The following is a 24,486-nucleotide window of genomic DNA, read 5'->3' on the forward strand; positions in this document are numbered from 1 at the left end:
AACGCGATCACTGCGTGGTCCCGCCCCGGATGAACCCGATCGCCGCCTCCCGGAAGTGCCGCGACGTGGGGGCGCCGAACGGTGTCACTGCGTGGTCCCGCCCCCGATGAACGCGATCGCCGCCTCACGGAAGTGCCGCGACGTCGGCGCGTTGAAGTGGTTCCGCCCCGGGATCTCGAAGAACGACGCGTCCGGCGCCGCCTCCGCCAGTCGCACCGCGCTGTCCTTGATCCCGTCCTCGCTGCCGGCGGCCATCAGGATCGGCTGCGTCGGGGCGTTCTGCGGCGTCGGCTCGATGCTGTCCCGCATCCCCTCGACCATCGCGACGAGCGCCTGCAGGTCGTTGCCCTCGATGCTGCCCGCCATCTGCAGGTACCCGTTCGTCACGCGGTCCTCGATCGGGGTCCCGTCGGCGATGTACGCCTTCGCCTGGTCGACGGCCACGCGGCGCATCGGGTCGGCGTCCGGGATGCCGCCGAGCACGGCACGCGAGATGCGGTCCGGGATGCGCTCGGCGGTGTGCCAGCCGACGCGGGCGCCGAGCGAGTAGCCGAGGAACACGACGTCGGACAGCAGGTAGGTGTCGATGACCGTGGTGACGTCCGCGACGAGCAGGTCCATCGAGTACGCGGAGGGGTCGTGCGGCTTCGACGAGGCACCGTGGCCGCGCTGGTCGAGCGCGACGACCCGGTGTCCGGCGCGGACGAGGTCGCGGGTCCAGCCGGAGGCGTGCCAGTTGAGGACTGCGCCGGACGCGAACCCGTGCACCGCGACGACGACGGGGGCGTCCGGGTCGCCGAAGTCGTAGGTCGCGAGCTTGAGCCCGTCGGGCGACATCACGGCACGGGGACGGGGTGCTTCGGGGACGAGTGACATGGCGCCACCAGGCTACCGGGGGCAGGGTGGTGGGCATGGACGGTTACGGCGGCGATCAGGTCCGGGCGGCGGAACGGCCGCACCTCGAGGCGGGGGAACCCCTCATGCAGCGCGCGGCGGACGGGTTGGCGCGGATCATCGGCGACCTGCTCGACGACCCGGCGGTCCGGCCCGTCGACGGTCCGGGGTCGGTCCTTGTGCTGGTGGGCAGCGGCGACAACGGCGGGGACGCCCTGTTCGCGGCGGCCCGCCTGGCGTCGGACGGGAGGCGCGTGGCACTGGTGCGCGTCGGCGCACGCGTGCACGAGGCGGGCCTGGCAGCGGCGCTGGACGCCGGGGCGCGCCTCCTGGCCGGTCCCGGTCCGTCGCGTGCCGACGCCGGGGCGGCGGACGTGCTCCGCGCCGCAGCGGTCCCGGACGGGCCGCGGCTCGCGGCCGTCGTGACCGAGGCCGCTGCGGCGGCCGACGTGCTGCTCGACGGCATCCTCGGGATCGGGGCGTCGGGTCCGGTGGCCCTGCGCTCGCCCGCGCGCGATGTGGTCGACGCCGTCCGCGAGCTCGCCCGCGACCAGCGGGCGCCGTTCGTGGTGGCGGTGGACCTGCCGAGCGGCGTCGACCCGGACACCGGCGGTGTGGCGGACGAGCACGTGCTGCACGCCGACGTGACGGTGACGTTCGGCGGGGTCAAGGCCGGGCTGCTCCGCGGGCCGGGAGCGACCCTCGCCGGTCGGGTCGAGTTGGTCGACGTGGGCATCGGCGACGAGCTCGCGGCGGTGGAGCCGCTCGTCCGCACCTGAGCCGCACCGGGGCAGCACCGGGTCAGCACCGGGTCAGCACCGACCCCTGCGCGCAGACCGATGCTCGTGCTCGCCGGGGTCAGCGCTGATCGGGGTCAGCAGGCAAGGGCGTCAGCGCCCGCCGGCGTCGAGCCCGTCCACGACGTCCGGCCGCGCCTCGAGCCACATGTCGACGAAGTGCCGGTAGTTCGCGGCGATCTGCCGTTCGGCCGCCTCGTCGTCGAGGCCCTGCTGCACGACCTCGTCGAGGGCCTCCTGCCAGTTGCTCCGACCGATCGCGAAGCCGACGAACCCGTCGACGGGCGCGGCCGTCCGGAGCCAGTGGTCGACCTGCTCCTCGGGGGCGTCGCGGCCGAGCACGATGCACTGCACGTGGTCGCGACCGCCGGCGCGGGCGGCTGCGACGACGCGCTCGGCGTCCTCGGTGCGGTCGAGACCCTCGAGCTTCCAGACGTCGGCCTCCACCCCGTGCTCCTGCAGGTACCCGATCGACGCGACGACGAGTCCCGGCCGGACGTCGCGGTCGTAGTCGTCCGTCGCGGCCTGCTGCTCGTCGGTGCCCGGGACGAGCAGCTCGACCAGGAACGTGCGTCCGGCGTCGTGCAGGGTGCGGGACACCTCGGCGAGCCGCTCGGCCTGACCGCGGCGTTCCTCGGCGTCGAAGGCCGGGTTGTCGCGGACGAGCACCTTCACGAGGTCGGGGTCGAACGCGTCGACGTGCGCGACCCAGTCGTCGCCGTACTCCAGCTGGAACCACTCCTCGCCGGACCGCTCGATCGGCATCGCGAGCCGCAGTCCCGCCTCGGTGACGAGCCGGGCGACCTCCGCGCCGTACCGCTCGTCGACGAGCACGCCCGTGCGGGCACGCGAGGCACCGGCGGCGAGCGCCGCGAGCACGCCGCGGTACACGAGCTGCTTGCCCGCGCGGACGCGCTGGGCGTCGGCCTCGTCGGTCGGCTCTCCGGAGTCGTCGCCGTAGGTGTGCTCCAGCAGCGAGGACCGCTGGTCCATCGCCAGGAGGAAGAGGGGGTGCTGCTCGTCGAGGTCGGCCATGCCGCCCATGCTGCTCGCACATCCTCCGGGGCGGCTCGGTGGGCGCGGTACGGCTCCGGATCGGGTGGCCACTGCGCGCGCCGGACCGTTCCCCCGACACCTGCGGACGCCCCGCCCGCCGCACCGTACGTTCGGAGCATGACGTTCAACGAGGACTCCCGGCTCTCCGGCGGGAAGGTGAAGCGCCGCGGCCGCGGGGTAGCCGTCGGCGGTGGCGCGGTCGGCATCGGCGCGATCGTGGTGTTCCTGATCGCCCAGTTCACCGGCGTCGACCTGAGCGGCATCGTCGGCGACGGCGGGACGACCCAGGTGCAGCAGCAGGGCGAGACGGTCGACGCGACCCAGGAGTGCCGGACCGGGCGGGACGCCAACCTGCGCGTGGAGTGCCGGATGGAGGGCGCGGCCGAGTCGCTCGACGCCTACTGGACGCAGGAGGCCCGCACGCTCGGGTTCTCGTACGACACCCCCGCGTTCTGGCTCTTCGACGGCTCGACGGACACCTCGTGCGGCCAGGCATCCGCGGCGACCGGCCCGTTCTACTGCCCGCCGGACCGCGCCGTGTACCTCGACACCGCCTTCTACGACGACCTGCAGTCCCGCTACGGGTCGTCGGGCGGTCCGCTCGCGCAGATGTACGTCGTCGCGCACGAGTGGGGCCACCACGTGCAGCAGCTCCAGGGCACGTTCGCCTCGACCGACCGGTCCGGATCCGGGGCGTCCTCGGGCAGCGTGCGCACCGAGCTGCAGGCGGACTGCTACGCCGGTGCCTGGGTCGGGTCGGCGGCGACCACGAAGGACGCCGACGGGAACACCTTCTTCGAGCCGGTGACCCGCCAGGAGATCGCCGACGCGCTCTCCGCGGCGAGCGCGGTGGGCGACGACAGCATCCAGGAGCGCGCGACCGGTCGGGTCGACCCGGACTCGTTCACGCACGGCACGAGCGAGCAGCGGCAGGACTGGTTCACCCGCGGGTACGAGCAGGGCGCGGGGTCCTGCGACACGTTCAGCGTGCCGGGCTCGTCCCTCTAGGGACGCTCGCAGCGACGCGCGCCGACGCGCGCGGCCACGCGCACCGGTCCCGCGGACGGCGGGACACGGCACCCGGGTGCCCCCTGACGGACGGGAGGCTCCCCACCGGTCCGGTGGGGAGCCTCCCGTCCGTCAGCGGGGCACGTCGCGACGTGCCGTCACGTCGGGTGCGCACCCGACGGCGCGCGACGCGCGTCAGCCCGCGGTGGGCGAGGCGCTCGCGCTGGGCGTGGGGGTCGGGGTGCCCTCGGTGGCACCCGCAGCCGACACCACGAAGGACCGGAAGTCGTCGTTGGTGATCGGCGCGGTGAGCTCGTACTGCTTGCCGTTCACGAGCACGAGCGGGGTGCCGGGGAACTCGGAGAGCGACGAGCCGGGGATGTCCCCGTCGGTCACCGCGGTCGTGCGCTCGTCGACCCACTTGGCGTACGTCTGGTCGGCGATGCAGTCGCGGACCGCCGCCTTGTCCTGCACCCCGCGGACGCCGGTGACGAGGCGCTCGAGCTGCGCGTCGGTCAGGCCGGCCGTGCCCTCCTCGGGCTGCTGCGCGTACAGCGCCCGGTGCACGGCGAAGAACTGGTCCGGCGACCGGTCGGCGACGCACGCTGCGGCGTTCGCGGCGCGGAGCGAGTACTTCGTGCCCTGCGAGCGGTTGCTGAGGATCGCGACCGGGTGGATGTCGACCGTCGCGGCTCCGGACTCGGCGAGGCTCTCGATGTAGTCGCCGTTGGCCTTCTCGAACTGACCGCACGTCGGGCAGAGGTAGTCGACGTACATCGTGATGCGCACGGCGCTCGCCCCGGCCGTCGCACCGGAGGCACTGGCGTCCGGCTCCGGCGACGAGGAGGCACCGACCGCGCGGAGCCCCTGCCCGATCGTGATGCCGCCCTGCGACATGTTCGCGGGTCCGGGACCGGCGGGCTTCGTCGAGTCGACGATGACGAGCGTGACGATCGTGGCGGCGGCGACGAGCACCACGCCCAGGCCGATCTGCAGGCCGAGCCGGGTGCCACGCTGCCGGCGCTTCTGCTGCGTCCGGATCTTCTGGGCCCGCTGGCGTGCGGCTTCCCGTCGTTCGTTGCGCGCGGCGCGTGCGTCACCCTCGGGGCGGTTGGTCATGCGTCGGTGTCCTCACGTTGATCCTGACGTCCGCACGGCCTTCCCCCGCACGGCGGACGGACCAAGCGATCGTAGTGGTCCTTCCTGGGACCAGCCAACCAGGTCCACCGGAGCACTGGCGCCGCCGGGAGAACTCGTGTTGTATGAGCACCGATGGTCGACGACGACCATCCGGGGCCCCCACGGGCAACCGCTTCACAACGGATCGTCCGGCACGTACCTGCCGGTGAAGGAAGGATCGAACGCTCATGGCGTCCGTCACCTACGACAAGGCAACCCGTCTCTACCCCGGAGGCAACCGTCCCGCGGTCGACTCCCTCGACCTCGACGTCGCGGACGGCGAGTTCCTCGTCCTCGTCGGCCCCTCGGGCTGCGGCAAGTCCACCTCGCTGCGCATGCTCGCCGGCCTCGAAGAGGTCAACTCCGGCGCGATCCGCATCGGCGACCGCGACGTCACCGACGTCCCGCCGAAGGACCGCGACATCGCGATGGTCTTCCAGAACTACGCGCTGTACCCGCACATGACCGTCGCCGAGAACATGGGCTTCGCGCTCAAGATCGCCGGCGTCGGCAAGGAGGAGCGCGCCACCCGCGTGCAGGAGGCAGCCAAGCTCCTCGACCTCGAGCAGTACCTCGGCCGCAAGCCGAAGGCGCTCTCCGGTGGTCAGCGTCAGCGCGTCGCGATGGGCCGCGCGATCGTCCGTCAGCCGCAGGTGTTCCTCATGGACGAGCCGCTGTCGAACCTCGACGCCAAGCTCCGTGTCCAGACCCGCACCCAGATCGCGTCGCTCCAGCGTCGCCTGGGCGTCACCACGGTCTACGTCACGCACGACCAGACCGAGGCGCTGACCATGGGCGACCGCATCGCGGTGCTCAAGGACGGCATCCTGCAGCAGGTCGGCTCGCCGCGCGATCTGTACGAGAAGCCGAACAACGTCTTCGTCGCGGGCTTCATCGGCTCGCCGGCGATGAACCTGCTGCCGGCCGACGTCGTCGAGGGCGGCATCCGCTTCGGTTCGCTGAACCACCCGCTCGACCGCGACACGCTGTCGAACGCCCGCGCCGCGCAGATCACGGTCGGCGTCCGCCCCGAGGACATCATCGTGTCCCCGTCGGGTGACGGCCTGCCCGTCACGGTCGACGTGGTCGAGGAGCTCGGCGCCGACGGCTACCTCTACGGTCACGCCGACGTGAACAACCAGCGCGTCGACATCGTCGCCCGCGTCGACGGCCGCGCGCACCCGTCGATCGGTGACACGATCGTCGTCTCGCCGAAGCAGGGCCACGTCCACGCCTTCGACACCGAGTCGGGCGAGCGCCTCGACGACAAGGCCGTCGTCAGCGCCTGACGCTGTCCGAGCCGGACGGGAGGCGCGGTGCCGACTGGCACCGCGCCTCCCGTCTGTCACACCACCCGCACCACCTGCAGGAGCCAACCGTGCCCGACTCCCTGTCCATCACCGCCGCGACCGTCGACCCGGGCCTGCTCGACCTGCCCTGGGACCGGCCGCTCGAGGACTGGCCGGACGACGTCATCGTCGCGCTGCCGAAGGGCATCTCGCGGCACCTGGTGCGCTTCGTCCACCTGAGCGGCTACGTCGCCGCGGTGAAGGAGACCGGCGAGGAGGTCGCGCGCTCCGAGTACGAGATGCTCCGCACCCTGCAGCGCATGGACGTCCCGTGCGTCGACCCCGTCGCGGTGATCACGAACCGCGTCGACGAGGACGGCGAGCCGCTGCACCCCGTGCTCGTCACGCGCCACCTCCGCTTCTCGCTGCCCTACCGCGCGCTGTACTCGCAGACGCTGCGCCCCGAGACGGCCACCCGACTCGTCGACGCCCTCGCGCTGCTGCTCGTCCGCCTGCACGTGATCGGCTTCTACTGGGGCGACGTCTCGCTGTCGAACACGCTGTTCCGCCGCGACGCCGGGTCGTTCGCCGCGTACCTGGTCGACGCCGAGACCGGCAAGCTCTACCCCGGCGGCCTGTCGAACGGGCAGCGCGAGAACGACCTCGAGGTCGCGCGCGTGAACATCGCGGGCGAGCTGCTCGACCTCGAAGCAGGGGGCCGCCTCGACGAGAACGCCGACGCCGTCGACGTGTCGAACCGGATCGTCGCGCAGTACCGGACGCTCTGGAAGGAACTCACCGGGACCGAGCAGTTCGACATCAAGGAACGCTGGCGCATCAACGACCGGGTCGAGCGGCTCAACGCGCTCGGCTTCGACATCGAGGAGCTGTCGATCCACACCACCGAGGGCGGCTCGCAGGTGCGGATCCAGCCGAAGGTGGTCGACGCCGGGCACCACCAGCGTCGCCTGCTGCGGCTGACGGGGCTGGACGCGGGCGAGAACCAGGCCCGCCGGCTGCTCAACGACCTCGACGCCTACCGCGCCCGCAACGGCCGGGACCAGCTCGACGAGGAGATGGTGGCGCACGAGTGGGTGTCGCGGGTGTTCGAGCCCGTCGTCCGGTCGATCCCCCGGGACCTCCGCGGGCGACTCGAACCCGCCGAGGTGTTCCACGAGCTGCTCGAGCACCGCTGGTACATGTCGCAGGAGGAGGAACGCTCGGTCTCCCTGCCGGAGGCGACCACGGCGTACATCAACGACGTCCTGCGACACCGTCGGGACGAGCGGCTGCTCATCGACCCGCCGACCTCGTCGATGACGCTGCCGATCCCGGTGGTCGACGACGGGTCGGACGACGAGGACGTCGCGGACTGGCGCGCGTCCGTCTGAACGGACAGGAGGCCCGGTGCCGGTCTCGCGGACCGGCACCGGGCCTCCGGTGGTCGGGCAGGCGCTACTCGGCGCGACGGCGCCGGGCGACCTCCCACAGGGTGACGCTCGCCGCGATGCCCGCGTTGAGCGACTCGGTCGCGCTCGAGATCGGGATCGAGACGATCGCGTCGCAGGTCTCGGTGACGAGGCGCGACAGGCCCTTGCCCTCCGAGCCGACGACGACCACGATCGGACGGTCGGCCAGCTCGAGCGCGTCGAGCTGCACGTCGCCGTCGCCGTCGAGCCCGAGGACGAACAGCCCCATCGACTTGAGCGACTTGAGCGTCTGGGTCAGGTTCGGGGCCATCGCGACGGGGAGCCGGGCCGCGGCGCCGGCCGAGGTCTTCCACGCCGACGCGGTGACGCCGACCGAACGACGCTGCGGCACGATCACGCCGTGGCCGCCGAACGCCGCGGTGGACCGGATGATCGCACCGAGGTTCCGCGGGTCGGTGATGCCGTCGAGGGCCACCATGAGCGGTACCTCGTCACGGGCGAACGCGCGCTCGGCGACGTCCTCGGCGACGGCGTACTCGTAGGCGGGCACCTTGAGCGCGACGCCCTGGTGGACGCTGTCGTGCCCGGTGATGCGGTCGAGCTCCGGCCGCATGATCTCCATGATCGGCACACCGCGGTGGTTCGCGAGCGCCAGGATCTCCTTCACGCGGTCGTCGACCTCGATGCGCGACGCGATGTACAGCGTCGTCGACGGGGTCTTCGTGCGCAGGGCCTCGAGCACCGAGTTGCGGCCGGTGACCAGCTCGGAGTCGTCGCTCTTGCGCTGCGGCGGACGGCCGGTGCGCTGCTGCGGCGTGCTCGACGCACCGTGCCGCCCGCGGGCGGCGTCGAAGCGCTCCTTCGCCGCCTTGCGCTTGCCGGCGGGGTGGTACGGCCGGTCCTCGGCCTTCGGCGTGGGCTTGCGACCCTCGAGCGCCTGCGCGCCCTGGCCGCCGGAGCCGACCTGCTTGTTGCCCTTGCGGCCGGAGCGGACGGCGCCGGGCCGACCCTTCCTGCTCCCCGAGACGTTCTTCATTGCTCTCTCCTGTCCGGCACGGCCGTTGTCAGGCGATGCTCCAGCGTGTTCCTGCTGCGGTGTCCTCGATGGTGATCCCCGCGGCTGCGAGGTCGTCGCGCACGCGGTCCGCGGTGGTGAAGTCCCGTGCGGCACGGGCGTCGGCGCGTTCCTGGACGAGGCGTTCGACGAGTGCGGCGAGCGGGGCGGCCGAGGTGTCCTGACCACCGGTCGACCAGTGTGCCGCTCGCGGGTCGATGCCGAGGACCTCGACCATCGCAACCACCTGATGGTACGCGGTCCCGAGCGCTTCCGCACCGTCCGCGTCCAGGGCGGCGTTCCCGGCACGGACGGTCTCGTGCAGCACGGCGAGCGCCTGGGGCACCGAGAGGTCGTCGTCCATGGCCGCCGCGAAGGCCTCGGGCACGGCCGGGGCGTCCCGCAGCGTGACGCCCTCGAGCCGCTCCGCCGCACGTGCGAGGAACCCCTCGATGCGGTCGTACGCGGCCTCGGCCTCGGCCAGGGAGCCGTCGTGGTGGTCGATCGACGAGCGGTAGTGCGCGGCGCCGAGGAAGTACCGGACGACCTGCGGCCGTGCGGCGGCGAGGAAGTCGGCGGCGAAGATCGAGTTGCCGAGGGACTTCGACATCTTCTGGCCCTCGACCGTGACGAGGCCGTTGTGCAGCCAGTACGAGGCGAACGCGTCCCCCGCGGCGGTCGACTGCGCGAGCTCGTTCTCGTGGTGCGGGAACCGGAGGTCGAGCCCGCCGCCGTGCACGTCGAACGCCGGCCCGAGGTACCGGCGGCTCATCGCCGAGCACTCGATGTGCCAGCCCGGGCGGCCGGGGCCCCAGGGCGAGTCCCAGGTGGCGGTCGCGGGCTCACCGGGCTTGGCGCCCTTCCAGAGCGCGAAGTCCCGCGGGTCCCGCTTGCCGCGCGGGTCGGCGTCGGCCGCGTCCACCATGTCCTCGCGGCGCTGCCGGGTCAGGTCGCCGTAGGACGGCCAGCTGCCGGTGTCGAAGTAGACGTCGCCGGAGTCGTCGGCGGCCACGTAGGCGTGCCCGCGCTCGAGCAACCGCGTGATGATGTCGTGCATCTGCGGCACGCTCGCGGTCGCCCGCGGCTCGTACGTCGGCGGCAGGATGCCCAGGGCGTCGTACGCGGCGGTGAACTCCCGCTCGACGCGGTACGCCCGCGCGAACCACGGCTCGTCGGTGCCCGCGGACAGGTCGAGGACCTTGTCGTCGATGTCGGTGACGTTCCGGACCAGCGTCACGCGGTACCCGCGGTAGGTCAGCCAGCGACGCCAGATGTCGTACACCAGGGCGGACCGCAGGTGGCCGATGTGCGGCGACGACTGCACCGTGGGCCCGCACACGTACATGCTCACCTGTCCGTCGACCAGCGGGACGAGGTCGACGACGGCAGCGGCACGGGAGTCGTGGAGGCGTACGGTCACACGGCAAGCCTAGGACGTCGCCCGGGACCCGTGACGGGGGCAGGCCGGGCGCGAGAAGACGGACCACCCGGGCGGTGCTCAGGCGGGGCGGCGCCCAGGCGGGGCGGTGCCTCAGGCGGGGCGGTGCTCAGGCGGGGCGGACCACGGCCGTCGCGATCGCGGCGAGCCCCTCGCCCCGTCCGGTGAAGCCGAGGCCGTCCGTCGTCGTGCCGGACACCGCGACCGGTGCGCCGACGACCGCCGCGAGGGCGTCCTGCATCTCGGCGCGACGGGCACCGATCCGCGGCCGGTTGCCGACGACCTGCACGGTGACGCCCGTCGGCACGAGTCCGGCCCCGGCGAGCAGTTCCACCGCACCCCGGACGAAGACGTCCCCGGTCGCGCCGGCGTACCGCGGGTCGGCCGTGCCGAACCGTCCGCCGATGTCACCGAGGCCGCCGGCGGAGAGCAGGGCGTCGCAGACCGCGTGCGCGACCGCGTCGCCGTCGCTGTGCCCGGACAGGCCCGGCTCACCGGGGAAGTCGAGGAGCCCGACGCGGCACGGGCTCGCGGCGTCGAAGGCGTGCACGTCGACGCCGAGGCCGACCCGCACCGCGGGCACGTTCCCGGCACGGGAGGCGACGACCGCCTCGGCGCGGGCGAGGTCCCAGCGGGTGGTGATCTTGAACGCGTCGGCGTCGCCGGGGACCGTGCGCACCGTGCCGCCCGCGGCGCGGAACACCCCGGCGTCGTCCGTCTCCGCCCGCTGCGCCACCGCGTACGCCGACCGCAGCGCCCCGAGCGGGAACACCTGGGGCGTCTGCACCCCCACGAGCGCCGACCGGTCCACGGTCTCGACGACCAGGTCGCCCTCGACGCGCTTCACGGTGTCGGTCACGGGCAGGGCCGGCACGACACCGTCCCCCGTGGCACGGGCGGCGTCGAACACGGCGTCGAACTGCGCGGCCGGGGTCAGGCACCGCGCGGCGTCGTGCACGCCGACGAGCTCGACGCCGTCGGGCAGCGCGTCGAGGCCCGCCTGCACCGACGCGTGCCGGTCGGCTCCCCCGGGGACGACCGCGGTCAGGTGCACCGCGGGACCGGCGACCGCCGCGACGAGCGCGCGGCACTCGTCGAGCCGGGCGGCCGGCGCGACGACGACCACGGCGGTCGGTTCCGCCAGCGTGAACACCGTGCGGACCGCCCGGGTCAGCATGAGCTCGCCGGCGACGGGCACGAAGGCCTTGGCGTCACCGATGCCGAGCCGCGTGCCGGAACCCGCCGCGACGACGACGACCGCCCTGCTCACCCGATCGGGGAGCAGGGCGGTCGTCGTGGTGTCGTCCAGCTGCGGTCCGCGCTACGAGGCGAGGACCTCGTCGAGGACGGTCGATGCCTTGTCCTCGTCGGTCTTCTCGGCCAGGGCGAGCTCGGAGATGAGGATCTGCCGGGCCTTGGCCAGCATGCGCTTCTCACCGGCGGAGAGCCCGCGGTCCTGGTCACGGCGCCACAGGTCGCGGACGACCTCGGACACCTTGATGACGTCACCGGAAGCGAGCTTCTCGAGGTTCGCCTTGTAGCGACGCGACCAGTTGGTCGGTTCCTCGGTGAACGGTGCCCGCAGGACCTCGAAGACCTTGTCGAGGCCTTCCTTGCCGATCACGTCGCGGACGCCGACCAGGTCGACGTTGTCCGCCGGGACCTCGATCGTCAGGTCGCCCTGCGTGACGCGGAGCTTCAGGTAGACCTTCTCCTCGCCCTTGATGACGCGAGTCTTCACTTCAGAGATGGTTGCCGCCCCGTGGTGGGGGTAGACGACGGTCTCGCCGACCTCGAATTGCATGTATCAGGCTCCGTTCCCAGAACCCCCAGTTTACCACAAGGGCTCCTCGGGCAGAGGGGCCTGGGCGGACCCGCTCCCGGCTGATCGCTAGGATGGGCGTCGGACCGTCCGGTCCACCATCGTGATCTTCCGGAGGAATCTCTTGCGAGCTCGGGTACTCGTGTCCGTCGCCGTTGCGGCAACCATCGCGCTCGGCGCCACCGGCTGCGAGTTCATGTCGCCCGCGCACACCAAGGAGATCAAGCAGATCACCGACGGCGTGAACGTCTCGACCGGCAAGCTCGACATCCGCAACGCCCTCTTCATCTCCGACCGCGGCGAGGACGCCCGCTTCGTCGGCACGGTGGTCAACACGGACGAGTCGAAGGACATCACGCTCTCGATCGAGCTCGGCGGCGACACCCAGACGGTCGTCATCCCCGCGGGCAGCCGTCGCGACCTCGGCTCGAACACCCCGACGGCCGACCCGACCGAGGGCTCGAGCACGCAGCAGGGCAGCACGGCCCAGGGCTCGAAGGCCGCGGGCTCGCAGGAGGTCGTCTTCGACGGCGCCGACGCGCGTCCGGGCTCGCTCGTGAAGACGTACTTCTCGTACTCCGGCGCCGAGGGCGTCTCCGCGAGCGTCCCGGTCCTCACCAGCTCGCTCGAGGAGTACCGCACCCTGGCCCCGTCGCCCACCCCGACGAGCACCCGCACCCCGGCTTCCGGCATCGAGGGCGCGGCCGGGACGGGCACCGAGCCCACCGGCGCCGCGACCGCCCCGGGCACGCAGTCCGGCTCGCAGACCGACTCGTCCGAGGGCGACAGCGGCAGCAACTGACACCGCGGGCGGCGCGCGCCACGTCGCGCCCCGCGCCCACGCACGCACCGGAGGCCCGGTGCCGGTCCCACGGACCGGCACCGGGCCTCCAGTGCGTGGCCACCCGACCACCCGACCGACGTGCGCCGACCGGGTCACCCGACGGGCTCAGCCCTCGATGCGGTAGCCGAGACCGCGCACGGTCACCAGGATCTCGGGCGTGCTCGGCACACGCTCGATCTTCGAGCGGATCCGCTTGATGTGCACGTCGAGCGTCTTGGTGTCGCCGAAGTAGTCGGAACCCCAGACCCGGTCGATGAGCTGCCCGCGGGTGAGCACCCGACCGGCGTTGCGGAGGAGCAGTTCGAGGAGCTCGAACTCCTTGAGCGGCATCGGCGTCTCGGAGCCGTCCACCGACACCGTGTGCCGCTCGACGTCCATCCGGATGCCACCGACCTGCAGGATCCCGCTGTCGCCCGGGTCGTCCTCGGTGCGACGGCGCAGCACCGCACGGAGGCGCGCCAGCAGCTCGCGCGTCGAGTACGGCTTCGTGACGTAGTCGTCGGCGCCGAGTTCGAGCCCGACGACGATGTCCACCTCGGAGTCCTTCGCGGTCAGCATGATGATCGGCACGTTCGAGCGCGTCCGGATCTGCCGGCACACCTCGGTGCCGCTCAGGCCCGGCAGCATGAGGTCGAGCAGCACGAGGTCCGGGCTCTCGGCGTCGAACTTCGACAGCGCGGTGATGCCGTCGGCCGCGACGGCCGTCTCGTACCCCTCCCGCTGCAGCAGGAACTCCAGGGGCTCGCTCAGGGCCGGCTCGTCGTCGACGATGAGGATCTTGGTCACGATGGCTGCTCTTCCAGTTGCTCTTCGAGTGCGGTGGTGAGTTCGGGATCCGCCTCGGGCAGGCGGATCGTGAAGGTCGAGCCCTTGCCGGGCTGCGACCACACGCGCACGTCGCCGCCGTGGTTGCCGACGACGTGCTTGACGATGGCGAGACCGAGGCCGGTGCCCCCGGTCGCGCGCGACCGCGCCGGGTCGACGCGGTAGAACCGCTCGAACACGCGGTCGAGGTCGGCCTCGGGGATGCCGACGCCCTGGTCGGTGACGGCGATCTCGACGAACCCCTTCGCCGAGCGGACGCCGACGCCGACGCGGGTGTGGTCCGGCGAGTACTTCACCGCGTTGGCGATGAGGTTCGACACGGCCACCTGCAGGAGCACGGGGTCGCCCATCACGCGGAGCTTCGAGCGCTTCGCCCGGACGATCTCGATGTCGCGGGCGCGGGCGACGACCTCGTTCGCGTCGACGGCGGCCTGCACGATCTTGTCGATGCCGGTCTCCTCGCTGTTCTCGAGCGTGTCGACGGACTGCAGGCGGGAGAGCTCGATGATGTCCTTCGTCAGGGCACCCAGGCGCTCCGACTCGGTGATGAGCTGCGAGGCGAACTTCTTCACGTGCTCGGGGTCGTCGGCCGCGACCACGAGGGTCTCGGCGAGCAGACCGATGGCACCGATCGGGGTCTTCAGCTCGTGCGAGATGTTCGCCACGAAGTCCCGTCGGACCTCGTCGATGCGCCGGCTCTCGGTCAGGTCGTCCGCGGTGACGAGCACGTACCGGTTGCCGAGCTGGGCCGCGCGGAAGCTGAGGTAGCCGATCTGGTCGCTGCCCCGTCCGCGGGAGAGCTCGAGGTCCTCCGACGCCATCTCCCCGCTCCGGCGCACCCGGTCGACCAGGTCGGCGAGCTCGCGGTGCACGAGCTTGCGGCGCACGACGAGTCCGACCGTCAGTGCCTGCGGCGACGCGGCCACGACCGTGTTCGAGGGGTCGACGACCACGGCCGGGTTGTGCATCGTGGCGATGACCGCGGCGACGCCGTCGGGCAGGGTGCGTTCCGCCACGTCGGCTGCCCGGGCCGTGCGCTCGGCGGTGATGACCAGCACCACCACACCCGCGCCGAAGACCCCGCCGAGGAGCATCGACAGTGGCACGAGCCACGCGTTGTCCATGCCGTCAGTGTAGGGATCGTCACGCCCCGTTCCGACGCCGTCCACCCCGCACACGTGTGGTTCCGGGGCCGGGAAGCGAAGCGTTCAGCCGCACGTCACCGTTCGTTCACCTGACCTGACGACACTCGACCGGTACGCATCAGAGAGGCACATCCCCCATGCGCGAAGTCTTCCAGCAGGAACTCCAGGACGTCCAAGAGCGTCTGACCGAGATCGCCGGGCTCGTCGAGTCCGCCATCACCCGAGCGACCCAGGCGTTCAGCGAGTCCGACGTCGCGCTGGCCGAGGAGGTCATCGCCGACGACGCGAAGATCGACGCGGCGGCGAACAGCCTCGACGAGATCGCGATCGACATCCTGGCCCGCCAGGCACCGGTGGCCCGCGACCTCCGTGTCGTCGTCACCGCACTGCGCGTCAGTTCCTCGCTCGAGCGCATGGGCGACATGGCCGAGCACATCGCCCAGCTCGCCCGCCAGCGCTTCCCCGAGAAGGTCGTGCCGAAGGGCCTCCGCGGCACGTTCAAGCAGATGGGCGCGCACGACGTCGCGATGGCGCAGAAGCTCACCCGGCTGCTCGCGACCGAGGACATCGCCCTGTCCGCGGAGATCCGCGACGAGGACGACCAGGTCGACGAGCTGCACGCGAGCGTCTTCGACTTCGTGCTCGGCGAGACCTGGAAGGGCAACCCGATCGACACGGTCGACGCGACCCTGGCCTCGCGGTACCACGAGCGGTTCGCCGACCACGCGGTGTCGATCGCCAAGAAGGTCGAGTACCTGGCGACGGGCGACTGGACGGGTGCGGCGTCGGTGACGGTGTCCCCGGCCTGACCGGGGGCCCGTCGCGTTCCGCGACGGGGCGGGGTCCCGTCGCGTTCCGCGACCGGGCGGGGGTCCGTCGCGTTCCGCGACCGGGCGGGTCCCGTCGCGTTTTGCGATGGGGCGGCGGGGACGGGAGGATCGGGGCATGGCTCAGGTCGCGATCGTCGTCAACGGGATGCCCGGCTCCGGCAAGACCACGGTGGGGGCCGCCCTCGCCGAGGTGCTCGGGTGCCCCTTCCTGTCGAAGGACCGCATCAAGGAACCCCTCGCCGACCTCGTCGGTCCGATGATCGCTTCGCGTCCGCTCGGCGGCATCGCGATGGACACGATGTGGTCGATGGCGCGGGCCGTCGAGAACGGGGTCGTCCTCGACGCCGTCTGGCTCCCGTCACGTGACCGGGACCGCCTGGAGGCGGGGCTCACGTCCGCCGGGTCGCCCCGCGCCGTCGAGGTGTGGTGCGACGTCGACCGCGCGACCGCCGAGGAACGGCTGCGGGACCGCTACGACCCGGGCACCGTGCCGGTGCGCCACGAGGTGCACGGCGACCTCGCCGACCTGCTGGCCTTCTGGGACGAGCACGGCGACGCGGGCCCGGTCGCGCTGCCCGGCGTGCCCGTCGTCCGGGTGGACACGGCGCGGCCGTACGACGTCGGCGCCCTCGTGCAGGAGATCGCCTCGCACTTCGTCTGAGGCGCTCCGGCCCTTCCGCTCCGGTCTGCTCCGGCTGGCCGCTCCGGCTGGTCCGCTGCAACGCGCGGACTCGACGCCTTGCAGCCTGCCTGCAACGCGGAAGCGACAGTCCGACGCGGATGTTCCGCGGCGGACTGTCGCTTCGGCGTGGAGGGAACTGCTACTTCTTGGCGCCCTGCGCGGCGACCGCGGCGGCACCGGCGGCAGCGGCCTCGGGGTCGAGGTAATACGAGGGCTTCGTCGGACGGAAGTCGTCGTCGAGCTCGTACACGAGCGGGATGCCCGTCGGGATGTTCAGGGCCGCGATGTCGTCGTCGGAGATGCCGTCGAGGTGCTTCACGAGCGCGCGCAGCGAGTTGCCGTGCGCCGTGACGAGGACCGTCTTGCCCGCGCCGAGGTCCTTCGTGATGTCGGACTCCCAGTAGGGCAGCAGCCGGTCGATCACGAGCTTGAGCGACTCGGTCCGGGGCAGCTGGTCGCCGAGGTCGGCGTAGCGGCGGTCGCCGGCCTGCGAGAACTCGGCGTCGTCGGCGATGGGGGGCGGCGGGACGTCGAACGAGCGACGCCACTCCATGAACTGCTGCTCGCCGTACTGCTCGAGCGTCTGCGCCTTGTCCTTGCCCTGGAGGTCGCCGTAGTGGCGCTCGTTGAGGCGCCAGTCGCGCTTGACCGGCAGCCATGCGAGGTCGGCCTCGAGCAGGGCGATGTCGGCGGTCTGGATCGCACGGGTGAGGAGCGACGTGTACAGGACGTCCGGCACGATGCCCGACCCGGCGATGAGCTCGCCGGCGCGCTTCGCCTCCTTCTCGCCCAGCTCGCTGAGCCGGACGTCGACCCAACCGGTGAACAGGTTCTTCTGGTTCCAGTCACTGTTGCCGTGACGGAGCAGGACGAGCGTGGAGGTCATGCGCCGAGTCTACCGAGCGAGGTCGGCCCCGTAGCCTGGTCCCATGCCCATCGGGAACGTCACGCGCGGGACCACGGGGGTCAACCGACTCCGCCGGGTCGACCGGTGGATCGCGTCGCTGCCGGCCCTCCGCCGCACCGACGACCCGCTCGTGGCCGACGTCGGGTACGGCGCCCGGCCGACCACGACGCTCGAGCTGCGGGACCGGCTGGCCCGCGTCCGTCCCGACGTCGAGGTGACCGGGATCGAGATCGAACCGGCCCGGGTGGCCCTGGCGAACGCCGGCACCCGCGACGGTGTCACCTTCCGGCTCGGGGGCTTCGAGACACCCACCCCGGGGAACCGCCGTCCCGCCGTGATCCGGGCGTTCAACGTGCTGCGGCAGTACGACGAGTCCGCCGTGGTCGACTCATGGCGGATCATGCAGGACCGCCTGCAGCCGGGCGGGGCGCTCGTCGAGGGCACCTGCAACGAGGTCGGCCGGGTGGCGTCCTGGGTGACGCTCGACGAGCACGCGCCGCACACCTTCACGGTGTCGCTCCGGCTCGCCGGACTCGACGTCCCCTCGGTCGTGGCCGAACGGCTGCCCAAGGCACTCATCCACCGGAACGTGCCCGGGGAGCGGGTGCACGCGTTCCTCCGGGACCTCGACCTGGCCTGGGCGGTGGCGGCACCGCTCGGCACGTACGGCCCGCGGCAGCGGTGGATCGCGACCGTGCACGGGATGCGCGACCGCGGCTGGCCGGTGCTGCACGGGGTGTCCCGCTGGCGGCTCGGGGAGCTCAGCGTCCCGTGGTCGGCGGTCGCTCCGGCCTGACCCGGCGGACCCGGTTCACCGGCGGACCCGGTTCACCGGCGGGCCCGGTTCACCGGCGGGCCCGGTCCACCGGCCGGCCGGGTTCACGAGCGGCGGACGGCTCCGAGCCGGGGCAGCCGTGGCACGTCGGCGGTGGCGCCCGCGTCGGTCGGCACGATGGTCTCCTGCGCCGCGGTCACGACCACGTCGTCCACGACGAGCCGCAGCGTCGCGGTCGGGTCGAGCGAGCGCTTGACGACCGCGAGTCCGACCGGTCCGAGCTCGTGGTGCAGGGCGGCGGCGCTGAGGCGACCGACCTCCTTGTCACCGTCGAGCACGGGCGTCCCGGGGACCGGCAGCACCCCGTCCGACCCGTCGAGGTGCAGCATCACGAGGCGCCGCGGCGGACGACCGAGGTTGTGCACCTTCGCGACGGTCTCCTGGCCCCGGTAGCAGCCCTTCGACAGGTGCACGGCCGAGCGGAGCCAGTCGAGCTCGTGCGGGATCGTCCGCTCGTCGACGTCGGACAGGGCGGGACGCCAGGCCGCGATCCGCAGGGCCTCGAGCGCGAGGAGCCCCGCGACGGGCACGTCGGACGCGGCCACCTCGGCAGCGGCGTCCGGGGTGACCACGGCGACACGGAGGGTCCAGTCGGAGGCGGGGTGGGCCTCCAGGGCGGCGTAGCCCCACCCGCCGGGCGTGACGGACGACCACGGGTCGGCCCACTCGACGACCGCGTCGGCGGGGACCGCCGTGCCGAAGCCGCCGAGGGTGACGAAGTCGCCCGAGCGGTCCGCGACCTCGACGCGGAGCATGAAGCGCATCGACGTCAGCCACGCGGCGAGCGGTGCGGCGTCGTCCGCCTCGGTGAGGAGCCAGGTGGTCGCACCGTCGTCGACGACCCGCGCGGCGTGCTCGACGCGGCCGGAGGCGTCGAGCACGAGCGTCTCGGTCGACGTGCCGGGTGTGAGCCCGGTCAGGAGCTGCGAGGTGATCGAGTTGAGCCAGGACAGGCGGTCCGGGCCGGTGACCGTGACGACGCCGAGGCCGAGTTCGACGACCGCACGACCGGCGGCCAGTGCGCGCTGCTCGCCCACGGGGTTGCCGAAGTGCGCTGCCGGGCCGGCGTCCGTGCCGACGAAGCCGGGGCGGTCGGCGAAGACGCCCATCAGTCGACCTTCGCGAGCTGCCCCGAGGCGTGCGAGGTGAGCTGCTGCCCGAGCGCGGCGATGTCCCAGGCCCAGAAGAGCTTGCCCTCGACGAGGCCGTACAGGCGCGTCGCGGCGGAGTAGTCCTTGGCGTTCGGCGAGCGCATCACGGCGTCGGTCGCGAGGTCGATGCGACCCTTCTTGACGCGGCCCACGTAGAGCTCGTTGACGCCGGTGGGGTGGATGATCGCGGCCTCGACGTCGAATCCGTCGGTCGTGTTCCGCAGCGCCTCGACGCTCTCGACCGTGGTGAACGGGGTCGGGCCGTCGCCGAGCAGCATCGCCGGGCCGCGGTCGCCCGGTTCACTGGGTCGGTCGATGCGCCAGTAGCCCATCTCGGCGGCCAGCGGCGTGTGCTCGTCGTCGAGGAGCCAGCTGGTCGAGGAGTAGTTCAGGTAGGGCAGGCCGTCGTGGCTGAAGCTGATGCGCTGCCCGAACTCGTACTTGCGCGGTTCGTCCTCGTCACCGACGGGGTACTCGACCACGCCGGTGCCCTCCCAGACGCCAACGAGCCAGGACAGCGGGACGAGCTCGGGGGCGAGGCCCTCGGGGAGTTCGATCACCGCTGGCCCTTGAAAAGCTTGACGACGACGACGACCGAGATGAACGCGATCGCGAGCGACGCCAGGCCCAGGAGGCCCACGTAGAAGAGCTCGAGCGCAAGCAGCGAATCCATGTGCCGAGTCTACGCGGGACGCCTGACGGCGCCAGGGCGGGGGCGGCGCGGCGCGGCGGTGGGGGCGGCGCGGCGGTGGGGTGGCGCGGCGGTGGGGTGGCGCGGCGGTGGGGTGGCGCGGCGGTGGGGTGGCGCGGCGGTGGGGTGGCGATGCTGCGCGGTTCCACGGGTGCCGCGCGGTGGTGAGGGGGCTGTGCTCAGCGCAGCAGCAGGACGACCGCCGTCACGAGCACGACCACGAACGCCCCGGACGAGGCGATGCTGATCCGCTCGACCAACCCGTCCTTCGTCGCGGTGATGAGCTGCAGCACGAAGCTGACGAGCACGCAGAGCACGAACACCAGGAGCAACCAGGCGAAGGAGTCCTTCTGCGTGAGCGCCAGCACGAGCACGGCGCCGACGACCGCGAGCACCCACACCGGCAGCACCGACGTCAGCCGCAGGCGGCGCTGGTCGAGGGGCTGGTCCGTCTCGCTCACGCGCCCATCATGGCAGCACCGGCTCCGGAGCGGGCTGGTCCGGGCGGGCGGGGCCCGGCACATCACTAGGATGTGTCCACGACTCCCCCACGCTCTGGAGGTCCTGTGGCCCAGCTCCTGGTACTCACCTCGGCCGCGCCCGGCGACGTCCTGCCGAGCCTCGGCCTGCTGAGCCACCGGATCCGTCACGTCCCGGCCGAGGCCGCGCAGCTCGTGAACGCCCCGCAGAGCGACCTCATGTTCGTGGACGCCCGGACCGACCTCGTGAGCGCCAAGGCGCTGTGCAAGATCCTCGCCACGAGCGGCTCGACGACACCGATCGTGCTCGTGGTCACCGAGGGCGGGCTGACCGCGGTCAACAGCGAGTGGAACGTCGACGACGTCGTGCTCGAGACCGCCGGCCCCGCCGAGGTCGACGCGCGCATCCGCCTCACCACGGGCCGCGCGTCGAAGAACCCGTCCGGCTCGAAGATCCAGGCATCGGGCGTCGTCATCGACGAGGCGAGCTACTCCGCCAAGGTGCGCGGACGGCCGCTCGACCTGACGTTCAAGGAGTTCGAGCTCCTGCGGTTCTTCGCGAGCCACCCCTCCCGGGTCTTCACGCGCGAACAGCTGCTCAGCGAGGTCTGGGGCTACGACTACTTCGGCGGCACCCGCACGGTCGACGTGCACGTCCGACGCCTGCGCGCCAAGCTCGGTGACCTCGAGTCGCTCATCGGCACCGTGCGCAACGTGGGCTACCGCTTCAACGTGTACGACGACGAGGCCGACCGGCTGGCGGCCCGCTAGTGCTCGCGGTCGTCGAGCTCCTCGCCGCCGCGTCGGCGGCGGCCGGCGAGGCACCCCCGTTCTCCGACCAGACCCTGGTCGACGTGCGCGCCGGCCGCGCGACGGTGCTCGGCGACGATCGCGGGGTCGCGGTGGTCCGTGACGGTGAGCTCGAACTCGTGGTCGCCCGGGAGGCCCGTGGCCGCGGCGTCGGGACGGCGCTCGTCACGCAGGCGCTCGCCCTGGGCGGCGGGGCCGCGGACGGCGCGGCACCGGACGACGTGGCCGCTGACGACGTGGCCGTCGGCAACACCGCTGCACCAGGGTCCGGGTCCGGGTCCGCGTCCGCGTCCGGGGCTGCGACCGGGACCGCTTCCGCGCCGCGGCTCGCGTGGGCGCACGGTGACCACCCCGCCGCGCGGGCCCTGGCGGCGCGACACGGCTGGACCGCAGTGCGGACGCTGCTGCAGCTCCGGGCGCCGATCGTCGACGAGCCGAGCGACCCCGGTCTGCCCGATGGTTGTTCCCTGTCGGCGTTCCGCCCCGGGGAGCCCGAGGACGAGGACGCCTGGCTGCAGCTGAACGCCGCCGCCTTCGCGCACCACCCCGAGCAGGGCCGGATGACCCTCGAGGACCTCCGTGCCCGCGAGGCCGAGCCGTGGTTCTCGGGGGACGACCTGCTGCTCCTCCGCGACGCCGACGGCGCACTGGTCGGGTCGTGCTGGCTCAAGGTCGAGGACGGCATCGGCGAGTTCTACGCCGTGGCCGTCCGCCCGGACCAGCAGGGACGCGGACTCGGCGGCGTGCTCATGCGCGCCGGTGCCGCACGACTGGTCGGGCGCGGGCTCGAGGCAGCGGCGCTGTACGTCGAGGGTGACAACGTCCCGGCACTCGCCCTGTACCAGCGGTCGGGTTTCACACAGCACGCGGTCGACGTCCAGTACGGGGCGCCCTCCGGCCGGTAACATGGCGCGGTCGGCGAGGGGTCGACCACAGGCATCCGGGGGTGGACCGTGGCTGAAGACGGCCAGGCGCAGCACGGTCAGGCGCAGTACGGCCGCGGCGAGCCGCTCGGCGCCTCGTACCGCCTGGTCGACCTGCTCGGCACCGGTGCCACCGGCGAGGTCTGGCGCGCCGAGCACACCGCGACCAGCGAGCACGTCGCCGCCAAGCTCCTCCGTGCCGAGCTCGCCGCCGACCCGGCGATCGTCGAACGATTCGTCCGGGAGCGCACCGTGCTGCTCGGACTGCAGCACCCCTCGATCGTGCGCGTCCGCGACCTCGTGGTCGAGGGCGACCGGCTCGCGATCGTCATGGACCTGGTCGGCGGGGGTTCGGCGCGCGACCTGCTCGCCGCGTCCGGCACCCTGCCCCCGCGCGACGCCCTGACCATCGCGGCGGAGACGCTCGACGCGCTGGCGGCAGCACACGCGCAGGACGTCACCCACCGTGACGTCAAGCCCGACAACGTCCTGCTCGCGGACGGGTGGGCTCCCGGAGCGACCGGACTCGTCCGGGTGTCGGACTTCGGCATCGCGTCGGTGGTCGCCGACCGGGAGCGCACCACCACCGGGCTGCTCGGGACGCCGCAGTACATGGCGCCCGAGTCGATCAGCCACGGCCGGTCCGGTCCCGCCGCCGACGTCTACGGCGCCGGAATCATGCTCTACGAACTCCTCGCGGGCCGCACGCCGTTCGCCGGGCCCGGCACCGACTTCGCGGTCGCGTACCGGCACGTGACCAGCGACCCGCCCCGGCTCGAGGTCCCCGACGCGCTGTGGTCGACGCTGTCCGCGCTGCTCGCGAAGGACCCCGGTGCCCGTCCGGCCGCGACCGAGGCCGCCGCGACCCTGCGTCGCCTCGCACGAGCCCTGTCGGACGCCCCCGCGCTCGCCCCGGCCACCGACCCGGACTCCTTCGCCGAGGTCGAGCGACCCGCCACCGTCGTCCGGGGCGCCCGACCCGACCAGGACGCAGCGGCGGTCGCTCCCGTCGCCGCGGACCTCGGTCCGGCCCCCGACCTCGGCACCGCCGGCTCCGAGACCGTCATCCGGCCGCTCGCGCGTCCCCCGCTCCCCGCCGTCCGGGAGCCCGAGACTCCCGAACGTCGTCGGTGGCAGCGCCCGGACTGGTTGACGAACCGGATGGTCGGGCTCGGTGCCCTCGGCGTGGTGCTCGTCGCGGCCCTCGTCGTCGGTGGCGTCGTCTGGCTGCCCGGTGCCCTCGGCGGGCGCGACCGTCCCGGCGGCGCAGCGACCGCGCAGGCCGGCAGCGCGTACCAGCAGGACCGGCCGCTGCCCACCGGACTCGCCACGACCCGCAAGGCCACGATCGACCCCGAGCGCGGCACCGTCCAGGTCGCGATCACCTACGCCGCGCAGTCGGTCCCGTTGCGGGGCGACCTGCTCGAGGTGCTGCCCGGCGTCGACGACCGGGCCGACTGCCCCGCGGTGACCTGGAGCGGCGAGGGGGTCTCCGGCGCGCGGAACCAGCCCTCGCTGACGGGGGTCGACGCGCGTTGCTCGTGGACCGTGTCCGACGTGGTCGTGCCCGCCGACCAGGAGCTCACCGTCGAGGCGACCGTCGCGCTGCGCGGGGTCACCGACCAGGCGGCGCTGCAGCAGTGGCTCGACACCGCCGGGGCGGCCACCACCGAGGCGGTGACCGACCGCTCCGTCGCCGGCACGGCCTACCCGGTGCAACGTCTGCAGGGCATCGAGGTGCGGACCCCCGACCGCACCGTCAGCCAGACGACGCTGCCCGTGACGCTCGTGCCGGTGTGGCCGAGCGGCGCGGACGACCTCAACCCGCTGTACCGCAGTCCGGCGAGCGGGGCGCCGTCGCAGATGCTCACCGACGTGGCCGGTGGGGAGTCCGGCGTGCGGTTCTCCGACGGGTGCTCGGGCGCGCTCGCGGTGTCGTCGGACGGGCTCGTCGTCACCGCACTGTCGGTGGCGCCGTCGTGCACCGTGCGGGCGACCGTGGGGAACTTCCGCGACCTCGAGAGCTCGCCGTTCGGGATCACGACGCGCGACCAGGCGTAGGCGGCGGCGCGGGCGGGCTGCTCGGGCCGGGTCGCCCGCCTGTTCGGCCGGGCCCCGGACTGGTCGGAGGCGCGTGGCGGGGCCGCAGCGTACCTCCCGACCGCGGCGGCCACCGGACCGGAGGCGCGTGGCGGGGCCGCAGCGCGCCTCCCGGCCGCGACGACCACCCGACCGGAGGCGCGTGGCGGAGCCGCAGCGCGCCTTCGGACCGGACGCGCGGTTGCGCGCCGAGCCTGCCCACCGGCACGCACGCCCGACCGGCCTCGCCCGACCGGCCTCGCCCGACCGGCCGAGGCCGTCGGACGGGGTGGTGCCGCGCCTCCCCGGCACGACGGG

The 24,486-nt window shown here is 73.0% G+C and carries 24 protein-coding genes; 11 read left to right on the top strand and 13 right to left on the bottom strand.

Annotated features, from left to right (window positions below; all coding sequences use genetic code 11):
* Positions 1-84: 84 nt before the first annotated feature.
* Positions 85-876 (bottom strand): alpha/beta fold hydrolase, encoded by a 792-nt coding sequence (locus tag QOL16_RS15375; RefSeq protein WP_071284999.1) that lies wholly within the window; start codon positions 874-876, stop codon positions 85-87.
* Between the two features lie 35 nt (positions 877-911).
* On the opposite strand from QOL16_RS15375, the gene QOL16_RS15380 reads away from it, so the two are divergent.
* Complete coding sequence (locus tag QOL16_RS15380; RefSeq protein WP_071285000.1) at positions 912-1,673, top strand: NAD(P)H-hydrate epimerase; 762 nt, start codon at positions 912-914, stop codon at positions 1,671-1,673.
* 111 nt (positions 1,674-1,784) lie between these two features.
* Here the strand turns inward: QOL16_RS15380 and QOL16_RS15385 are convergent, their stop codons facing one another.
* On the bottom strand, positions 1,785-2,726 hold the full coding sequence (locus QOL16_RS15385) for a 2-deoxy-5-keto-D-gluconate 6-phosphate aldolase domain-containing protein (protein WP_071285016.1): 942 nt from the start codon (positions 2,724-2,726) through the stop codon (positions 1,785-1,787).
* Between the two features lie 138 nt (positions 2,727-2,864).
* Here QOL16_RS15385 and QOL16_RS15390 point away from each other — a divergent pair, with 138 nt between their 5' ends.
* Entirely contained in the window at positions 2,865-3,755 is an 891-nt protein-coding gene (locus QOL16_RS15390) for a neutral zinc metallopeptidase (RefSeq protein ID WP_065962439.1), read from the top strand.
* Between the two features lie 195 nt (positions 3,756-3,950).
* On the opposite strand, the gene QOL16_RS15395 is transcribed toward QOL16_RS15390, so the two are convergent.
* Positions 3,951-4,874, bottom strand: coding sequence for a thioredoxin domain-containing protein (locus QOL16_RS15395; RefSeq protein ID WP_065962441.1), 924 nt, complete (start codon positions 4,872-4,874; stop codon positions 3,951-3,953).
* 248 nt (positions 4,875-5,122) lie between these two features.
* Here QOL16_RS15395 and QOL16_RS15400 point away from each other — a divergent pair, with 248 nt between their 5' ends.
* Both QOL16_RS15400 and QOL16_RS15405 read left to right on the top strand, forming a co-directional pair.
* Positions 5,123-6,223, top strand: coding sequence for an ABC transporter ATP-binding protein (locus QOL16_RS15400; RefSeq protein ID WP_065962443.1), 1,101 nt, complete (start codon positions 5,123-5,125; stop codon positions 6,221-6,223).
* Between the two features lie 89 nt (positions 6,224-6,312).
* Positions 6,313-7,614, top strand: a complete 1,302-nt coding sequence (locus QOL16_RS15405) for a DUF4032 domain-containing protein (RefSeq protein ID WP_065962445.1) — start codon at positions 6,313-6,315, stop codon at positions 7,612-7,614.
* Between the two features lie 64 nt (positions 7,615-7,678).
* Here the strand turns inward: QOL16_RS15405 and rlmB are convergent, their stop codons facing one another.
* The 4 genes from rlmB to QOL16_RS15425 form a co-directional block, all read right to left on the bottom strand.
* Complete coding sequence (gene rlmB / locus QOL16_RS15410) at positions 7,679-8,689, bottom strand: 23S rRNA (guanosine(2251)-2'-O)-methyltransferase RlmB (protein ID WP_065962447.1); 1,011 nt, start codon at positions 8,687-8,689, stop codon at positions 7,679-7,681.
* Between the two features lie 28 nt (positions 8,690-8,717).
* Positions 8,718-10,127, bottom strand: coding sequence for a cysteine--tRNA ligase (gene cysS, locus QOL16_RS15415; RefSeq protein WP_071285001.1), 1,410 nt, complete (start codon positions 10,125-10,127; stop codon positions 8,718-8,720).
* Positions 10,128-10,254: 127 nt separating this feature from the next.
* Positions 10,255-11,415, bottom strand: coding sequence for a 2-C-methyl-D-erythritol 4-phosphate cytidylyltransferase (gene ispD, locus QOL16_RS15420; protein ID WP_083394116.1), 1,161 nt, complete (start codon positions 11,413-11,415; stop codon positions 10,255-10,257).
* 51 nt (positions 11,416-11,466) lie between these two features.
* Entirely contained in the window at positions 11,467-11,949 is a 483-nt protein-coding gene (locus QOL16_RS15425) for a CarD family transcriptional regulator (RefSeq protein ID WP_017888066.1), read from the bottom strand.
* Between the two features lie 160 nt (positions 11,950-12,109).
* Between QOL16_RS15425 and QOL16_RS15430 the strand changes: the two genes are divergently transcribed.
* Positions 12,110-12,769, top strand: a complete 660-nt coding sequence (locus tag QOL16_RS15430; RefSeq protein ID WP_065962454.1) for a hypothetical protein — start codon at positions 12,110-12,112, stop codon at positions 12,767-12,769.
* A 147-nt stretch (positions 12,770-12,916) separates the two neighbouring features.
* Here the strand turns inward: QOL16_RS15430 and QOL16_RS15435 are convergent, their stop codons facing one another.
* Together QOL16_RS15435 and QOL16_RS15440 are read right to left on the bottom strand one after the other, a co-directional pair.
* On the bottom strand, positions 12,917-13,597 hold the full coding sequence (locus tag QOL16_RS15435; RefSeq protein WP_065962456.1) for a response regulator transcription factor: 681 nt from the start codon (positions 13,595-13,597) through the stop codon (positions 12,917-12,919).
* Positions 13,594-14,760 carry a cell wall metabolism sensor histidine kinase WalK gene (locus QOL16_RS15440; RefSeq protein WP_071249268.1) on the bottom strand — a complete coding sequence of 389 codons (1,167 nt, stop codon included), beginning with the start codon at positions 14,758-14,760 and terminating at the stop codon, positions 13,594-13,596. Before QOL16_RS15440 ends, QOL16_RS15435 begins: the two co-directional genes overlap by 4 nt.
* A 158-nt stretch (positions 14,761-14,918) precedes the next feature.
* Here QOL16_RS15440 and phoU point away from each other — a divergent pair, with 158 nt between their 5' ends.
* Positions 14,919-15,590, top strand: a complete 672-nt coding sequence (phoU, locus tag QOL16_RS15445) for a phosphate signaling complex protein PhoU (RefSeq protein WP_065962458.1) — start codon at positions 14,919-14,921, stop codon at positions 15,588-15,590.
* A 136-nt stretch (positions 15,591-15,726) separates the two neighbouring features.
* Positions 15,727-16,272: an ATP-binding protein gene (locus tag QOL16_RS15450; protein ID WP_175473116.1), complete on the top strand. Its 546-nt coding sequence runs from the start codon at positions 15,727-15,729 to the stop codon at positions 16,270-16,272.
* Positions 16,273-16,432: 160 nt separating this feature from the next.
* On the opposite strand, the gene QOL16_RS15455 is transcribed toward QOL16_RS15450, so the two are convergent.
* Positions 16,433-17,179, bottom strand: a complete 747-nt coding sequence (locus tag QOL16_RS15455; protein WP_065965110.1) for a phosphoglyceromutase — start codon at positions 17,177-17,179, stop codon at positions 16,433-16,435.
* A gap of 43 nt (positions 17,180-17,222) precedes the next feature.
* Here QOL16_RS15455 and QOL16_RS15460 point away from each other — a divergent pair, with 43 nt between their 5' ends.
* Positions 17,223-17,996 carry an SAM-dependent methyltransferase gene (locus tag QOL16_RS15460; protein WP_071285002.1) on the top strand — a complete coding sequence of 258 codons (774 nt, stop codon included), beginning with the start codon at positions 17,223-17,225 and terminating at the stop codon, positions 17,994-17,996.
* 83 nt (positions 17,997-18,079) lie between these two features.
* Here QOL16_RS15460 and QOL16_RS15465 read toward each other — a convergent pair whose 3' ends face one another.
* The 3 genes from QOL16_RS15465 to QOL16_RS15475 form a co-directional block, all read right to left on the bottom strand.
* The gene (locus QOL16_RS15465) at positions 18,080-19,144 is read right to left on the bottom strand and encodes a folate-binding protein YgfZ (protein WP_071285003.1); all 1,065 of its coding nucleotides are present in this window, start codon (positions 19,142-19,144) and stop codon (positions 18,080-18,082) included.
* Positions 19,144-19,746 carry an FABP family protein gene (locus tag QOL16_RS15470; RefSeq protein WP_065965104.1) on the bottom strand — a complete coding sequence of 201 codons (603 nt, stop codon included), beginning with the start codon at positions 19,744-19,746 and terminating at the stop codon, positions 19,144-19,146. The genes QOL16_RS15465 and QOL16_RS15470 overlap by 1 nt, the downstream gene beginning before the upstream one ends.
* A gap of 310 nt (positions 19,747-20,056) precedes the next feature.
* Positions 20,057-20,338: a hypothetical protein gene (locus QOL16_RS15475; protein ID WP_083393883.1), complete on the bottom strand. Its 282-nt coding sequence runs from the start codon at positions 20,336-20,338 to the stop codon at positions 20,057-20,059.
* Between the two features lie 105 nt (positions 20,339-20,443).
* Here QOL16_RS15475 and QOL16_RS15480 point away from each other — a divergent pair, with 105 nt between their 5' ends.
* From QOL16_RS15480 to QOL16_RS15490, 3 genes are read left to right on the top strand one after another with little or no spacing between them, the layout of a single operon-like run.
* The gene (locus QOL16_RS15480) at positions 20,444-21,127 is read left to right on the top strand and encodes a response regulator transcription factor (protein ID WP_065963267.1); all 684 of its coding nucleotides are present in this window, start codon (positions 20,444-20,446) and stop codon (positions 21,125-21,127) included.
* Positions 21,127-22,071 carry a mycothiol synthase gene (mshD, locus tag QOL16_RS15485; RefSeq protein ID WP_071285004.1) on the top strand — a complete coding sequence of 315 codons (945 nt, stop codon included), beginning with the start codon at positions 21,127-21,129 and terminating at the stop codon, positions 22,069-22,071. The genes QOL16_RS15480 and mshD overlap by 1 nt, the downstream gene beginning before the upstream one ends.
* A 48-nt stretch (positions 22,072-22,119) precedes the next feature.
* Positions 22,120-24,150 carry a serine/threonine-protein kinase gene (locus QOL16_RS15490; RefSeq protein WP_071285005.1) on the top strand — a complete coding sequence of 677 codons (2,031 nt, stop codon included), beginning with the start codon at positions 22,120-22,122 and terminating at the stop codon, positions 24,148-24,150.
* Positions 24,151-24,486: the final 336 nt, after the last annotated feature.

The organism is Curtobacterium sp. MCBA15_004 (genome assembly GCF_001865055.2).
GTDB lineage: Bacteria > Actinomycetota > Actinomycetes > Actinomycetales > Microbacteriaceae > Curtobacterium.

Excerpts from the sequence above, each read along its gene's own strand:
- QOL16_RS15375 (WP_071284999.1), bottom strand. The coding sequence starts at position 876 with ATGTCACTCGTCCCCGAAGCACCCCGTCCCCGTGCCGTGATGTCGCCC.
- QOL16_RS15380 (WP_071285000.1), top strand. The coding sequence starts at position 912 with ATGGACGGTTACGGCGGCGATCAGGTCCGGGCGGCGGAACGGCCGCAC.
- QOL16_RS15385 (WP_071285016.1), bottom strand. The coding sequence starts at position 2,726 with ATGGCCGACCTCGACGAGCAGCACCCCCTCTTCCTCCTGGCGATGGAC.
- QOL16_RS15390 (WP_065962439.1), top strand. The coding sequence starts at position 2,865 with ATGACGTTCAACGAGGACTCCCGGCTCTCCGGCGGGAAGGTGAAGCGC.
- QOL16_RS15395 (WP_065962441.1), bottom strand. The coding sequence starts at position 4,874 with ATGACCAACCGCCCCGAGGGTGACGCACGCGCCGCGCGCAACGAACGA.
- QOL16_RS15400 (WP_065962443.1), top strand. The coding sequence starts at position 5,123 with ATGGCGTCCGTCACCTACGACAAGGCAACCCGTCTCTACCCCGGAGGC.
- rlmB (WP_065962447.1), bottom strand. The coding sequence starts at position 8,689 with ATGAAGAACGTCTCGGGGAGCAGGAAGGGTCGGCCCGGCGCCGTCCGC.
- QOL16_RS15425 (WP_017888066.1), bottom strand. The coding sequence starts at position 11,949 with ATGCAATTCGAGGTCGGCGAGACCGTCGTCTACCCCCACCACGGGGCG.
- QOL16_RS15440 (WP_071249268.1), bottom strand. The coding sequence starts at position 14,760 with ATGGACAACGCGTGGCTCGTGCCACTGTCGATGCTCCTCGGCGGGGTC.
- phoU (WP_065962458.1), top strand. The coding sequence starts at position 14,919 with ATGCGCGAAGTCTTCCAGCAGGAACTCCAGGACGTCCAAGAGCGTCTG.
- QOL16_RS15450 (WP_175473116.1), top strand. The coding sequence starts at position 15,727 with ATGGCTCAGGTCGCGATCGTCGTCAACGGGATGCCCGGCTCCGGCAAG.
- QOL16_RS15455 (WP_065965110.1), bottom strand. The coding sequence starts at position 17,179 with ATGACCTCCACGCTCGTCCTGCTCCGTCACGGCAACAGTGACTGGAAC.
- QOL16_RS15460 (WP_071285002.1), top strand. The coding sequence starts at position 17,223 with ATGCCCATCGGGAACGTCACGCGCGGGACCACGGGGGTCAACCGACTC.
- QOL16_RS15465 (WP_071285003.1), bottom strand. The coding sequence starts at position 19,144 with ATGGGCGTCTTCGCCGACCGCCCCGGCTTCGTCGGCACGGACGCCGGC.